At 67.1% G+C, this 14697-nt stretch carries 10 protein-coding genes; 2 read left to right on the forward strand and 8 right to left on the reverse strand.

Annotation, left to right across the window (positions count from 1 at the left end; all coding sequences use genetic code 11):
* Positions 1 to 25: 25 nt before the first annotated feature.
* Complete coding sequence (bla, locus tag N0K08_RS16250; protein ID WP_261501434.1) at positions 26 to 934, reverse strand: class A beta-lactamase; 909 nt, start codon at positions 932 to 934, stop codon at positions 26 to 28.
* A gap of 117 nt (positions 935 to 1051) precedes the next feature.
* Between bla and N0K08_RS16255 the strand changes: the two genes are divergently transcribed.
* Positions 1052 to 1912, forward strand: coding sequence for a LysR family transcriptional regulator (locus N0K08_RS16255; protein WP_261501435.1), 861 nt, complete (start codon positions 1052 to 1054; stop codon positions 1910 to 1912).
* 24 nt (positions 1913 to 1936) lie between these two features.
* On the opposite strand, the gene N0K08_RS16260 is transcribed toward N0K08_RS16255, so the two are convergent.
* On the reverse strand, positions 1937 to 2926 hold the full coding sequence (locus N0K08_RS16260; protein ID WP_261501436.1) for a tripartite tricarboxylate transporter substrate-binding protein: 990 nt from the start codon (positions 2924 to 2926) through the stop codon (positions 1937 to 1939).
* Positions 2927 to 3143: 217 nt separating this feature from the next.
* Between N0K08_RS16260 and N0K08_RS16265 the strand changes: the two genes are divergently transcribed.
* The gene (locus N0K08_RS16265) at positions 3144 to 4439 is read left to right on the forward strand and encodes an NAD(P)/FAD-dependent oxidoreductase (RefSeq protein ID WP_261501437.1); all 1296 of its coding nucleotides are present in this window, start codon (positions 3144 to 3146) and stop codon (positions 4437 to 4439) included.
* Here the strand turns inward: N0K08_RS16265 and N0K08_RS16270 are convergent.
* From N0K08_RS16270 to hrpA, 6 genes are all read right to left on the reverse strand, one after another.
* A complete protein-coding gene (locus tag N0K08_RS16270; protein ID WP_261501438.1) occupies positions 4432 to 5343 on the reverse strand; it encodes a LysR substrate-binding domain-containing protein in 912 nt (303 codons plus the stop codon). The genes N0K08_RS16265 and N0K08_RS16270 overlap by 8 nt on opposite strands.
* 88 nt (positions 5344 to 5431) lie before the next feature.
* Complete coding sequence (locus N0K08_RS16275) at positions 5432 to 6964, reverse strand: class I adenylate-forming enzyme family protein (RefSeq protein ID WP_261501439.1); 1533 nt, start codon at positions 6962 to 6964, stop codon at positions 5432 to 5434.
* Between the two features lie 35 nt (positions 6965 to 6999).
* Positions 7000 to 8040, reverse strand: coding sequence for a Bug family tripartite tricarboxylate transporter substrate binding protein (locus tag N0K08_RS16280; RefSeq protein WP_261501440.1), 1041 nt, complete (start codon positions 8038 to 8040; stop codon positions 7000 to 7002).
* A 136-nt stretch (positions 8041 to 8176) separates the two neighbouring features.
* Positions 8177 to 9868, reverse strand: coding sequence for a long-chain fatty acid--CoA ligase (locus N0K08_RS16285; protein WP_261501441.1), 1692 nt, complete (start codon positions 9866 to 9868; stop codon positions 8177 to 8179).
* A 117-nt stretch (positions 9869 to 9985) separates the two neighbouring features.
* Positions 9986 to 10501: a hypothetical protein gene (locus tag N0K08_RS16290; RefSeq protein ID WP_261501442.1), complete on the reverse strand. Its 516-nt coding sequence runs from the start codon at positions 10499 to 10501 to the stop codon at positions 9986 to 9988.
* A gap of 175 nt (positions 10502 to 10676) precedes the next feature.
* Positions 10677 to 14657 (reverse strand): ATP-dependent RNA helicase HrpA, encoded by a 3981-nt coding sequence (gene hrpA, locus N0K08_RS16295; RefSeq protein ID WP_408642967.1) that lies wholly within the window; start codon positions 14655 to 14657, stop codon positions 10677 to 10679.
* Positions 14658 to 14697: the final 40 nt, after the last annotated feature.

Below are 14697 nucleotides of genomic sequence, written 5' to 3' on the forward strand. Positions count from 1 at the left end.
GCCCAGCGCCAGGCACCCGCGCAGGTCAGGCCGCTTCGGCCATGACCAGGGACGCCACCAGTCGGCCGACTTCCGCCAGCGCCCGGTCGCGCACCGCCTGATCCGCTGCGGTTTGCGTGAGATAGCTGGTCACCAGCACCGGCGCCCGGCCCGGCGGCCACAGCACGCCGACGTCGTTGTTGGTGCCGTACGCGCCGCCACCGGTCTTGTCGCCCACGCGCCAGCCCGCTGGCAGCTGGGCCCGCAGTTTCCGGCCCCCGGTCTTGTTGTCCAGCAACCATTGCGTCATCTGATCGCGTGAGGCCGGCGACAAGGCATCGCCCAGCACCACTTTCTGCAACGTCCGCAGCATGGCTTGCGGCGTGGTCGTGTCCCGTGGGTCTCCGGGCGTGGCCTGGTTGAGATCGGGCTCCATGCGGTCGAGCCGCGTGAATTCGTCACCCAAGGTGCGGGCATAAGCCGTCAGTGCCTGGGGCCCACCGAAGCTCTGGAGCAGCAGATTGGCCGCCGTGTTGTCGCTGCGGGTCACCGCGGCGTCACAGAGCTCGGCCATGGACATGGGATGGCCACCGACCCGCGGCTGGGTCACCGGCGAGTACTCGACGAGGTCGGCCGCCTGCACGGCCACACGCCGGCTCAGTTGCTCCTGCCCCCGGTCTACCCGGGACAGCACCAAGCCAGCCGCCAGAAACTTGAAAGTGCTGCACATGGGAAAGCGCTCTGTGCCCCGGTGGGCCAAGGCCAGGCCCGAATGGGTATCGAGCACGGCCACGCCCAGCCGGCCACCGCTGTCGATCTCGATCTGCCGCACCGCCTGCTGAAAACGGTCGGCTTGCGCCGCCGACGGAAGGCCCCGGTTCCGTGTGGCACAGCCGGCCGTGAGAAAGGTGGCTGCGGCCAGGCCGGCCGCGCGAATGAATGGGCGTCGCTCCATGTTTTCCTTGTGTATGGGGTTTGAACAAATGCCATGGTGCCTGGCTTGATCCACAAGGACAAACAGTAATAATCGGGCTTTGCCCCAAGAAAAACTGGGCCTTATTCGGTGTCACCCATGCATTTGCCCTTGAACGCATTGCGCGCCTTCGAAGTGTCCGCGCGCCACCTCAGCTTTACGCGGGCGGCGGCCGAGTTGCATGTCACCCAGACCGCCGTCAGCCAGCATGTGAAGAACCTGGAGGAGCGCCTGCAGGTGCCGCTTTTCCGCCGGCTTCCGCGGGGCCTGGCGTTGACGGATGAAGGCATGGCGCTGCTGCCGGTGCTGGCCCAGTCGTTCGAGCGCATAGGTCAGTTGCTGGACCAGTTTGGTGACGGCCGCGCACGCGAAGCGCTGACCGTGGGCGTGGTCGGCACTTTCGCCGTCGGCTGGCTGATTCCGCGGCTGCGCGACTTTCAGCAACTGCACCCTTTCGTCGACTTCCGCCTGTTCACCCACAACAACCGGGTGGACATGGCGGGCGAAGGGCTGGATTACGCGATCCGCTTCGGCGACGGCGCCTGGCACGGCACCGAAGCGCAAGCCCTGCTGGCCGCGCCCCTCTCGCCCATGTGCACGCCGGCCTTGGGCGCGGCATTGCATACGCCTGCCGACCTGGCGGGGCAGGTGCTGCTGCGCTCCTACCGGGCGGACGAATGGGTGGACTGGTTTGCCGCGGCGGCCACGCCCTGCCCCATGCTGCGTGGCGCCGTGTTCGATTCCTCGCTGACCATGGCCGAGGCCGCTGCGCAGGGCGCGGGCATTGCGCTGCTGCCGGTGCGCATGTTTGCCCGGGAACTGCAGCAGGGCCGGTTGGTGCGGCCGTTCGAGGCCGAGATCAGCAACGGCCGCTACTGGCTGACGCGGCTCAAGTCACGCCCGGTGACCCCGGCCATGCAGGCCTTCAACGCCTGGCTGGTGCAGGCAGCGCCGATGTGACGGCCGGCCAGGCCGATGGACTAGTCAATCGCTCTGGTAGCCCGTCGCCTTGACGATGGGCGCCCAGTGCGCGCTGAGCCGCTGGCGCATCTGGGTCACCTCCTCGGGCGTGGTTCCCGCCGACGGCTGGTAGCCAATGGTCTGAATTTTCTGGCGCACCTCCGGCCGCGCGAGCACTTTGCGCATGGCTGCGTTCCAGCGCGCGATGTGCTGGCCTGGCGTGTGGGCCGGCGCGTAAAGCGAATAGCCGGAATCGACCACCAGCGAGGGATAGCCCAGCTCGGTGAAAGTCGGAACGTCGGGCAATTGGCCCACGCGCTGCTTGCTGGATACGGCCAGAATGCGCAGCTTGCGACTGCGATGGTGTTCGAGAAACACGCCTATGCCGTCGATGGCAGAGCCGATCTGGTTACCCATGAGGTTGGTGACCATCACCGGCCCGCCCTGGAACGGAATGATGGAAAGGTCCGCACCCGATTGGCGCGTGAAGTCGTAGGCCAGAAAGTGCAGCACCGAGCCCAGCCCCGACACCCCGAGCGCCGACACCTGGCGATCGCCCTTCGCCGCCTTCAGATAGTCCGCCAGCGTCTTGAAGGGCGCGTTGGCGTTGACCGCGATGCCGTAGGTCAATTCGGCCACCGAGGTGATGGGCGCGAAGTCCTTTTCCGGGTTGTAGCGCAGGTTGCTGTAGACCAGCGGCGCCAGCACCATGGTGTCCATCAGCGTCATCAGCACGGTGTTGCCGTCGGGCGCGGCATTCTTCAAGGCCTCGGCCGCAACGCGCGTGCTGGCACCCGGGCGGTTCTCGACGATCACCGGCTGGCTGATCTCGTCCTTGAGTCCATCGACGATCACCCGCGCCATCACGTCGGCCGCGCCACCCGCGGGAAACGGCACGATGAATCGCACCGGTGCGTTCGATGCCCAGGTCTGCGGAGCATGGGCCGCGGCAAGCGCTGCCGCACCGAAGGCCATGGCCTGGCGGCGATTCACGGAGGGGGAAAAATCTGACATGGTGTCTCCAGGACGGGCTCTGTCCGGCGCGGGCCGGCCGCGATCGGACAGGGGGATGAATGGACTGGTCGAAGCTGCAATGCAAGCTGCAGGCCGATCATCTGCACCGCGCACGGGCTTGTCGAATCACGTTTGCAAATAGCCTATCAACAAATCGAATTGGCGCGCGCGGCAGGTGCTGGGCAAGATGGCCTGCAAACACCAGCCCACCCATTCCATGCTCCGCACCTCCTTGCCCACTGAACTGATCGCACCGGCCAGCGCCCCCTCCCCCACCGCCGACATCGCCGTGCTCGGCGCCGGCATCGTCGGGCTCTGCAGCGCGCTGGCGCTGCAGCAAAAAGGCCTCCAGGTCACGCTGTACGACGCCACCGGCGCCGGCAGCGGCGCATCGTTCGGCAACGCCGGGCTGATCAGCACGGGCAGCTGCATTCCCATTTCGCTGCCCGGCATGGCCTGGCAGGTGCCGCGCTGGCTGCTGGACCCGGACGGCCCGCTCGCCCTGCGCCCCGGCTATGCGCTCCAGGCCCTTCCCTGGGTCGTGCAATGGCTGCTGGCCTCCTCGACCGCCCGCGTCACCCGCGCGAGCGCAGCGCTCAGCGCCTTGCACGCCCCAGCGCTGGAGTGCTACCGGGCGCTGCTTGGCGCACAGCAGTTCAGCGCGCTGATCCGCCAGCAAGGCCAGTTGCACATCTGGTCGCAAGTCGACAAGCCCAGCCGCGCGGACCGCCTGGTCGCCGCCCTGCGCCGCCAGCACCAGGTGCCCACCACGCCGCTCGATCAGCAGGAGTTGCGCACCCGCATGCCGGAGATTGCCAGCCACGTTCAATCCGGCATCTGCTTTACCGAACACGCCAACACCATCAGCCCGCATGGGCTGACACAGGCCTTGCTGCAGCGCTTTCTGGAGCATGGCGGAGCGCTGCAGCTGCGCAGCATCCAGAGAATCGAGCGCATGCCGCACGGCTACCGCCTGTGGACCAGCGCGGGGGATGTGAACGTGCCGCGCATCGTGGTGGCCGCGGGGGCGCACACGGCCGAGCTCCTGCGGCCGCTGGGCATCCGCATCCCGCTGGAATTCGAGCGTGGCTACCATGTCGAGCTGCCCAACGCGGGCGTTACTGTGCCGCAACCCTTCATTTACAAGGACAAGGCCGTGGCCGTCACACCCATGCGCCAGGGACTGCGGTTTGCCGGCACGGTGGAAATCGCCGGCCTGCGGCATGCACCCAATCCGCGCCGTGCCGCATCGCTGCTGAACACCGCGCGCGAGCTGTTCCCGGGCATCAACACCGAGGGCGCGACCAGCTGGTTCGGCCTGCGTCCCTCCACGCCCGACAGCGTGCCGGTGATCGACGAACTGCCCCATCTTCCGGGCCTGTATCTGGCCTGCGGCCATGGCCACACCGGCATGACCGGCGCGCCCATGACCGGAGAGCTGATCGCCAGCCTGGTCACGCGCGGCAGCCATCCCCTGGACCCGCAGGCCTATGCGCTGAGCCGCTTCAGCTGACAGCGCCGGAATGCAGTGCTTGCACGCGCTGCATGGCGGCCCGCGCGAGTTCCACCATGTGATCGAGCTCCGGAGTCACCGTCTTGCCCTTGAGGCGGTAAGCGCAGTAAGTGAGCTTGCTGTCGGTCTGGAACGGCTTCACCACCAGCCGCGCGGGATCGAAGATCAGCGACGGCAGCGCGTCGAACAGCGCGAACCCCAGCCCCTGGGCCACCATCGCACAGGCCGCGATCGCAGCCGGGCACTCGATCACCGACTCAGGCATGCGCTCGCAGCCGGCAAACGCCGCCGTGGCGAGCGCATCGACGCCTTCCACGCTGCTGTGCGAAATCATGGGCTCGTCCAGCAACTGCCAGGGATGGATCACGGCCTCGCCGGCCAGCCGGTGCCCGCGCGGCAAATAGCACATGATGGGCAGCGTGCCTATCACTTCGCAGTCCACGCCCGGCACCGCCGGCACTTGCAGCCCCAGCCCGAGATCGCATTTGCCGGAGCTGACCAGCGCCGCCACATGGTGGGCCATGCGCGAATGGACCGTCAGCAGCGTCTGCGGGGAACGCCCCGTGATGCTGGGCAGTATGGCCGCGCAGAACGCAGGCGTGCACACCACCGACAGCATGCGATGCTGGTCCTTGTGCAGCCCCGATGCGAAGGAGTTGATCGACTCCAGCCCGATGAAGGAGCGCTCGATTTCGGTGAACAGCGCTTCCGCATGGGCCGTAGGAATCAAGCGCCCGCCGCGCCGCTCGAACAAGGTCAGCTCCAGCCGCTCTTCCGCATCGCGCAACACGTTGCTGACGGCCGGCTGCGTGACATGCAGGCGCGTCGCGGCGCCCGTCACCGAGCCGGTCAGCACGATGGCGTGAATGGTTTCAATATGCCGAAATCCGAGTTGTCGTCGCATGGTGTGAATGGTCCAGGTCTGTCCGCAAGCCAGCCACCATTCTCACGTCAATGCACGCAGCTCAGGGCATGAAGCCGCGCGCGCCGCACTATGCGTGTGATGCATATGCCTCACGCAGATCCCGCTTGAGCACCTTGCCTATGGCGCTGCGCGGCAACTCGTCTATCCACCGCAGATCGCTCAGGCGCTGGGTCTTGCCGGCCTGCTGGTTGTACCAGGCCATGATTTCCTCGGGCTGGGCGGCATGGCCCGGGCTTCGCACCACATAGGCCACGGGCGTCTCGCCCCACTGCTCGGAAGGCACGCCCACCACGGCGACATCGTCCACGGCCGGATGCGCGCGCAATTGCGCTTCCAGATCACTGGGGTAGATGTTGAAACCGCCGCTGATGATCATGTCCTTGCGGCGATCGAACAGCACCAGGAAGCCGTCGGCGTCGAAGCGCCCCACATCGCCCGTGCGGATGAAGCGTTTGCCGGCGGCATCGAACCATTCGGCCTCGCGCGTCTTTTCCGGCTGGCGGTGATAGCCCGTCATCATTCCCGGCGAATGGCCGACCACTTCACCCGCTTCGCCCGGACCGACTTCCCGCCCCTCTTCATCGATCAGGCGAATGTCATGGCCCTCGGCGGCCTGGCCCACGGTGTGCAGCTTCTCGGGGTGCAGGTGGGCATCCAGAATGCAGGAGCCGCCGCCTTCGGTCATGCCGTAGAACTCGGTCAGGCAGCCAGGCCAGCGCGCCAGCACATCGGCTTTGAGCTCGGCGCGAAACGGCGCGCTGGTACAGAACTTGAACCGGAAGCTGGAAAGATCGTAGTCGCCGAACTGCGGCAGCGCCATGATGCGCTGGTACTGCACGGGCACCAGCATGGTGTGCGTCACGCGGTGCTGCTGGGCCAGTTGCAGATAACGCTGCGCATCGAACTTGGCCATCAGCTGCACGCAGCCGCCGAATCCCAGCGTGGGGAAGAACACCACCAGCGTGGTGTTGGAGTACAGCGGCGTCGCCAGCAGCGTGGTGTTCTTCGGCCCGTAGCCGTAGAGCACGCCACGGCTCACGTGCGCGCTGCGCATGCCGTGCGACTGCACTATGCCTTTGGGCGTGCCGGTGGTGCCCGAGGAGTAGATGATGTTGAACGGCGCCTCCGGGGCCAGCGTCACCGGCTGAGGCCGTGCCTCTTGCGGGGCCAGCCAGTCCGCGAAGCCCAGGCCGGGCGCCACGCCATCGAGCGAGATGCATTGCAAGACCGCGTTGCCTTCGGGCACCAGGTCCTGGGCCGCCTGGTCCAGGAACAGATGGCGCACCTGGGCGTCGCCGAGCATGGAGGCCAGGCTCTGCGCCGTCGACGAAGGCGCCAGCGGGGCCACCACCACGCCGGCCCGCAATGCGCCCAGGAACAGCGCGGCATAGCGGGTCGAGTTCAGCCCGCAGATGGCGATGGCTTCGCCGGGCTGCAGCCCATCGCGCTGCAGCGAGGCCGCGACCCGGTCCATGAGCCGGTCCAGGTCCCGGTAGCTGAGCGTCTGCTGCTCATCACGCAGCGCGGGTTCGTCAGGCTGCTGCTGGGCATGGCCCCGGATCAGATCGGACAGTGACTGCAGCGATGGTTCGAACGACATAAAAAGACTCCATTGGGAAAATTAACGAAGATGCGTCAATCCAGCTTCACGTCCGCCGCGGCGATCAAGGCCTTCCAGATCGGCGTATCCCGCTTGTAGACCTCCTGGAAAGCGGCCGGAGTGCCCATCACCGCCACGCCACCGGTATTCATGATCTGTTCCTGCATCTTGGAATCCTTCGCGATCTCCTGCATCATGCTGTACAGCTGGGCGATCACTTCACTGGGGAGACCCGCGGGCGCGCCCATGCCGATCCAGCCCACGACGGAATAGGCCTCATCGGTCAAGCCCTGCTCATGCAAGGTCGGCACCTTGGGCAAGGTAGGCGCGCGCAGACGCCCCATCAGACCGATGGCCTTGAGCCGCCCCGTATCGACAAAAGGCTTGGCCCCGGCAACACCGGCGAAACACATCTGCAGCTGCCCGCCCAGCAGATTCTGCAGCATGGGCGCTTCGCCCTTGTACGCGACATGGGTCATGTCCGCACCCGTGACCTTGCTCAGATAGGCGCCCGCAAGATGCGCCTGCGATCCCTGACCCCATGAGCCATAGGAGAGCTTGCCCTTGTTGGCCTTCATGTATTCCAGCAGCTCCACCATGTTGTTGGCCGGCACCGATGGGTGCACGACCATCACCACCGGTGCGGTGGAAATCTGCGTGATGAGGTCAAAGTCCTTGTCGGGGTTGTAAGGCAGCTTGGTGTAGAGCAGCTGATTGACCATCATGGACGTCGACAGCGAGACCAGCAGCGTATGGCCGTCGGCGGGGGACTTGGCGACCGCATCCATGCCCAGAATGCCGGACGCGCCGCCCCGGTTTTCCACCACCACGGGCTTGCCCAGGCGTTTGCCCATGGCATCGGCGATGGTGCGCGCGATGACATCGGTGCTGCCGCCGGCGTTGTAGGGCACGATGATGCGGATGGGTTTGGACGGCCAGGCCGACTTGCCGGTCTGCGCCTGCGCCTGCGCAGCCCCCAGAACACCGGCACCGGCCCATGCGGCTGCGCCTTGCAGCACGCTGCGGCGCTTCAGCGCGGGAACGTTGATGGGGAATTTTTGCGGGTCGAAAGTCATGCGGAAAGCCTCGAAATCCAGGGTTTAAGAATATCGGCCGGCGCTGCGCCCAGCCCGCGGCCATGCGCGCGCGGCTGGACTGAAAACGCAAAGGCCCGAAGAGAAAGCCGTCGGGCGCCGGGTGCGCCGCCCGGCTTCAAGCCGCTGCTTCGCTTTCCTGCAGCAGCCGCCACATCACCTTGCCGCTGCCGCTCTTGGGCAGGGCATCGACAAACACCAGTTGGCGTGGCGCCTTGTAGCTGGCCATGTGTTCACGGCACCAGTCGAGAATGTCCTGGGCGCTGACCTGGCCCTTGTGCGAAGCGCGCACCACCACCACGGCCTTGACGGTCTCGCCACGGTAGCTGTCGCGGGCCGAGATGATGCAGGCTTCCTGCACGGCCGGGTGCTTGAACATCAGGGCTTCGACTTCCGCCGGCCAGACCTTGAAGCCGCTGGCATTGATCATGCGCTTGAGGCGGTCGGTGATGAAGAAGTAGCCTTCCTCGTCGACCCGGCCCAGGTCGCCCGAGCGGAAAAAGCGCTTGCCTTCGATCTCGATGAAGGCCGCTGCCGTGGCTTCGGGGCATTTCCAGTAGCCGGCAAACACTTCGGGGCCGTGGATCACTATTTCGCCCTGCTCGCCCTGGGGCACTTCCAGCAGCGTCTCGGGGTCGATGACGCGCGCGTCGGTGCTCATGAAGGGAATGCCCAGGCATTGCTGCTTGGGCCGGTCGGGCGGGTTGTTGTGCGAGGGCGCGGCGGTTTCGGTCAGGCCGTAGCCTTCGACGTAGCGCAGGCCGAACTGCTCCAGCAGGCGCTGGGCCACGGCCTGGGGCATGGCCGCACCGCCGCCGCCGATGTAGCGCAGGCTGGTGAGGTCGTAGCTGTCGAAATTCGGGCTGCCCATCAGGTCGATGACCATGGTCGGGATATTGGTCCAGGTCGTGACCTGGTAGCGCGAAATCAGGCGGCCGGCCAGCTCGCGATCCCAGCGCGGCATGATGACCAGGGTCGCGCCCAGATAGACGCAGGCGTGCAGCATGGACACCAGACCGGTGATGTGGAACATGGGCACCACGGCCAGCGTGACCTGCTCGCAGTTGCCGTTGCTCCACATGGCGGACGCGACGGCGTTGTGCATCACGCTGCGATGGTTGTGCATGCAGCCCTTGGGCAGGCCCGTGGTGCCGCTGGTATAGGGCAGCACGCACAAGTCGTTGCTGCCCACGGTGTGCGCTGGCGGCGTGTCCGTGCAGGCCAGCGCTTCGCCCCAGGCATGGACCTGGCCCTGGGCCAGCTCGGGCAAAGGGTGGCGCGTGCAAAGCCAGTCACGCCATTGCTCGGGCGGGGCATCGGGGCCTTGCACGTCGGTATCGAAGGCGTCGCTGAACTGCGTCACCAGCATATGCTGCAGGCCCGATCCCGGCGGCAAGGCGTTGCTGGCCTTGGCCAGTTCGGCGGCCAGATCGCCCGTGGTGAGGGCCACTTTGGCATCCGGGTCGGTGATGTAGTGCTGCAGCTCCTCGGCCCGGTTCATGGGGTTCACCGGCACCACCACGGCGTTGGCGCGCATGATGGCGTAGTGCGCCAGCGCCAGCTGCGGCGAGTTCTGCATCAACACGATCACGCGGTCGCCGGCCCGCACGCCCAGCCCATGCAGATAGGCGGCCATGCGCTCGACGGCGGCGGCCAGTTCGCCATAGCTTTGGCGCCGGCCGAAGAACACCAGCGCCGTCTTGTCCGGATAACGGCGGGCACTGACCGCCAGATTGTCCCAGACCGATGTGGCCGGAACGGTGATCGAATGGGGCAGCCGATTGGGCCAGAAAGCGTGGTGAGGGCGCATGGATTCTCGGGAGTCAGGTTGCAAGGCGGGAACACCTTCCAGCCTAGGCCAGCCCGGCCGCCTTGGCACTAGGAGCGGCCCTAATTTCGTCACCTGCGCGACCCGTCGGGCCGCGGCTCAGGCGCTGCGACCGCTCACCTGCGCCGCAATCAGCGCGAATTCCTCGGCCGGCCGGCCCGCGACGCAGGCGCGCACATGGTCTTCCCAGATCTGGCCCTGCTGCTCGACCTGGGCCTGGGCAAAGCAGTCGCACATGGCCTGGGCGTCGTCGCAGCGCGTGTAGGCATAGGGGTTGCGCCCGCCCAGCAGGTAGCGCAGCTGCAGCCACAGCGCCTGGCGCGTCACGGCCACGCCTTGGGCGCGTTGCCATTGGTGCAGCAGTTCATGCGCAAACCAGCCCGCGATCTGCGGGTGGGTCAGCCGCAGCGGCTGGCGCGGGTCGCCCTGCGTGAAGCAGATGCGCGGCATGGAGATGCGCCCGCCGTTGACCGACAGCGCGCGCCGCGTATCGCCCACGCGGCGCAGGTAAAGGTGCATGCCGGGCAGCAAGGCGTCGAGCGCCGGGCCGAAATACTGCCGGGCAAAGTCGCGCTCCTGCGGCAGCAGCGGGCGGCGCCAGAACCAATCAAGCATTGCGCTCATTGTCCAGGGTGCAGCGCGCAGCCCATAGCCCATGAAACTGGCGCGCACCAGCATGGGGACACCGAGCAAGGGCCGCCCCGCAGCGATGGTGTCGTGCCTGGGCGGCCCCCCCGCCTCCACCGAAGGTTGAGAGGGGGAAGCCGCGTCAGCGGCTCAGGGGGTGCGTTCATTTCAACAATTGTGCCCAGAGCTTGTCCAGGCGCTTGACGCTCACCGGGTACGGCGTGCGCAGCTCCTGGGCGAAAAAGCCCACGCGCAACTCTTCGAGCATCCAGCGGTATTCCTGCATGCGCGCATCGACCTGGCCCTTGCGGTCGGCCACCAGGCGCCAGTAGCGCTGCTCGTGCGGGCGCAGCTCGGCGAGCCGGGCGGCATCACGCGCGGGGTCGGCACGCCACTTTTCCAGGCGCAGCGTGATGGCCTTGAGGTAGCGCGGGAAGTGCGCCAGTTGCACCCAGGGCGCGGCGGCGATGAACTGCTTGGGCATGAGCTTTTGCAGTTGCTGCTGCGCGTCGGCCGTGGCTTCGGGCGCGTTCTTCGTGTCCTTGATCTTGCGCGCCGCGGCCGAATACTCGACCAGGATGGAGCCGGCCAGACGCGCGACTTCGTTGGCGATCAGCGTCAACCGGCCGCGCCCGTCCTGCACCCGCTGGATGAATTCGGCGGCGTTGGTCGGCAGCGGATCGAGCACGAAGGCCCGGTCCAGCGCCACGTCGATGATCTGCTGGCGCAGCTCTTCCTGCGTGCCCAGGGGCATATAGGCCACGGCCATTTTCTGCAGGTCGGGAATGTTCTTTTCCAGGTACTTGAGCGCGTCCTTGATCTGCAATGCGAACAGGCGCCGCAGACCGGCGCGGTGCTTGGCGGCCGCGACTTCGGGCTCGTCGAAGACTTCGATGCCCACGGCATCGCCCTGGTCGATCAGCGCCGGAAAGCCCACCAGCGACTGCGAGCCCTGGCGGATTTCCATCAGCTCGGGCAAGCTGCCAAAGCTCCACTGGGTGTAGCGCTGGCCGGCCGCCGGCGCATCGTTGGCCGGTTTGGCCGCGGACTGGGCCTTGGCGGGCGCCTGGGCCTTGCCCGCGGGCTGCGGGGCGGCAGCGGCGGCCGGGGCCTTGTCTTCCAGCACGGTGGCCAGCTTCATGCCGGCCAGCGCCTGGAACGCACCGCGCGCCTTGGCGCCAAGCTGGGCCTTGAGCGCGCCCAGGTTGCGGCCCTGGCCCAACTGGCGGCCGTGCTCGTCGGTCACGCGGAAGTTCATGAACAAGTGCGGGCTCAGCATGTCGAGCTTGAAGTCGGCGCGCTTGACGTCCAGCGAAGTCTCGTCGCGCACCTGCTTGAGCAGTGCGTCGATCAAGCCGCCCTGCACATAGCGCTCGGGCTCGCACAACAGCGCCGCCAGGCGCGCGGCGTTTTCGGGCAACGGCACGAAGCGGCTGCGCGGGCGCTGGGGCAGGCTTTTGAGCAGGGCCTGGATCTTGTCCTTGAGCATGCCCGGCACCAGCCACTCGGCGCGCTCTTCGCTGACCTGGTTGAGCACGAACAGCGGCACGGTGACCGTGACGCCATCGCGCGGGTCGCCGGGCGAATGCAGGTACTGGGCTTCGCAGTCCACGCCGCCGAGCTTGATCACCTTGGGGAAGGCCTGGGTGGTGATGCCCGCGGCCTCGTGGCGCATCAGCTCGTCGCGCGTGAGGCGCAGCAGGTCGGGATTCTCGCGGCTGGCCGGTTGGTACCAGCGCTCGAAGGTCGCGCCGCTGAACACGTCCTGGGGCAGTTGCTGGTCGTAGAAGGCGTAGATCAGCTCGTCGTCGACCAGCACGTCCTGGCGGCGCGACTTGTGCTCCATCTCCTCGATCTTGGCGACCAGCTTGCGATTGGCCTGCAGGAACGGCAGGCGCGTGTCCCAGCCGCCGTCGACCAATGCCTGGCGGATGAACAGCTCGCGCGCCGACTGCGGGTCGACCTTGCCAAAGCTGGTGCGCCGGCCGTTGTAGACCACCAGACCGTAGAGCGTGGCGCGCTCCAGCGCCACCACATCGGCACTCTTCTTTTCCCAATGCGGGTCCAGCAGTTGCTTCTTCAGCAGGTGGGCGCCGACTTCTTCCAGCCACACCGGCTCGATGGCTGCAATGCCCCGGCCGTAGAGCCGCGACGTCTCGACCAGCTCGGCGGCAACGATCCAGCGGCCGGGCTTCTTGGACAAATGCGCGCCCGGATGCGGGTGGAAACGGATGCCGCGCGCGCCCAGGTAGCTGTCGCTTTCGTCGCCCTTGTAGCCGAGGTTGCCCAGCAGGCCCGACAGCATGGACAGGTGCAGCGCCTCGTAGCCCGCGGGCTGGGTGTTGATCTGCCAGCGGTGCTCTTTCACCACAGTGAGCAGCTGCGAATAGATATCGCGCCACTCGCGCACGCGGCGGATGTTGATGAAGTTCTGGCGCAGCAGCTGTTCCCACTGGCGGTTGCTGATCTTGTGCGAAGCATCGCTGGCCGGCACGGGCACGCCCACATCGGGCTTCCAGGCCGCCGCGGCAGCGTCCACCGGGGCCTGCGCGCCCGTGCTGCGCTGGGCCACGGGCAGGAAGGCCGCATTGCGCGCCGAAACCTTGGGCGCGGGCGCGGCCTGGGCGCTCATTTCACGCCGGCTTTGCGCCACCACCTTGCCGCCGCGCGCATCTTCCAGCCACTTCCACAGGCGCAGATAGCCGCTGAACTCGCTTTTCTCGTCGTCGAACTTGGCGTGCTGCTGGTCGGCCTGCTGCTGGGCGTCGATGGGCCGGTCGCGCACGTCCTGCACCGACAGCGCCGAAGCGATCACCAGCACTTCAGCCACGGCGCCGCGCGCACGCGCTTCCAGAATCATGCGGCCCACGCGCGGATCCAGCGGCAGGCGCGACAACTCCTGGCCCATGGGCGTGATGTCGCCATGGTCGGTGACCGCGCCCAGCTCGGCCAGCAGCTGGTAGCCGTCGGCGATGGCGCGGCCCGAAGGCGCTTCGAGGAAGGGGAAGTTGACCACGTCGCCCAGGCCCAGCGACTTCATGCGCAAAATCACGCCGGCCAGGGAGCTGCGCAGGATTTCAGGGTCGGTGAACGCGGGGCGCGCAATGAAGTCGGCCTCGTCATACAGGCGTATGCAGATACCGTCGGCCACGCGGCCGCAGCGGCCGGCGCGCTGGTTGGCCGCGGCCTGGCTGATGGGCTCGACCAGCAGCTGCTCGACCTTACTGCGGAAGCTGTAGCGCTTGACGCGGGCCGTGCCGGCGTCGATCACATAGCGGATGCCGGGCACGGTGAGCGAAGTTTCGGCGACGTTGGTGGCCAGCACGATGCGCCGGCCCGTGTGGCCTTCGAAAATGCGGTCCTGCTCGGCCTGCGACAGGCGCGAGAACAGCGGCAGCACTTCGGCGCCGCGCAGCACGGGCTGGTGCTGCAAATGCTTGCGCAAATGGTCGGCGGCCTCGCGGATTTCACGCTCGCCCGGCAGGAACACCAGGATGTCGCCGCCCCGCCCGCCGGCCCACAGCTCGTCCACGCCGTCGGCAATGGCTTCGTTCAGACCGTAGTCGCGGCTTTCCTCGAACGGACGGTAGCGCTGCTCGACCGGGAAGGTCCGGCCCGAGACCATGATCACGGGCGCCGGACCGTCGGCCGAGGCGAAGTGACGCGCGAAGCGGTCGGCGTCGATGGTGGCCGAAGTGACCACGACCTTGAGGTCGGGGCGCTTGGGCAGGATCTGGCGCAGATAGCCCAGCAAAAAGTCGATGTTGAGGCTGCGTTCGTGCGCCTCGTCGATGATCAGCGTGTCGTAGGCCTTGAGCAGCGGATCGGTCTGGGTCTCGGCCAGCAGGATACCGTCGGTCATCAGCTTGATCGTGGTGTCCTTGGACAGCCGATCCTGAAAACGCACCTTGTAGCCGACCACGCCGCCCAACGGCGTCTTGAGTTCTTCGGCGATGCGCTTGGCCACCGAGCTGGCGGCGATACGCCGCGGCTGGGTATGGCCTATCAGCTTGCCCTGGCTGCCGGCCGGGGCATTGCACTTGCCGCGCCCCAGCGCCAGCGCTACCTTGGGCAGCTGCGTGGTCTTGCCGGAGCCGGTCTCGCCACAGACGATGATGACCTGATGATCCTGCATGGCGCGCATGATCTCCTCACGCCGTGTGGAGACGGGCAAGGAGGCAGGA

It is taken from the genome of Acidovorax bellezanensis, from assembly GCF_025421555.1.
GTDB lineage: Bacteria > Pseudomonadota > Gammaproteobacteria > Burkholderiales > Burkholderiaceae_C > Comamonas > Comamonas bellezanensis.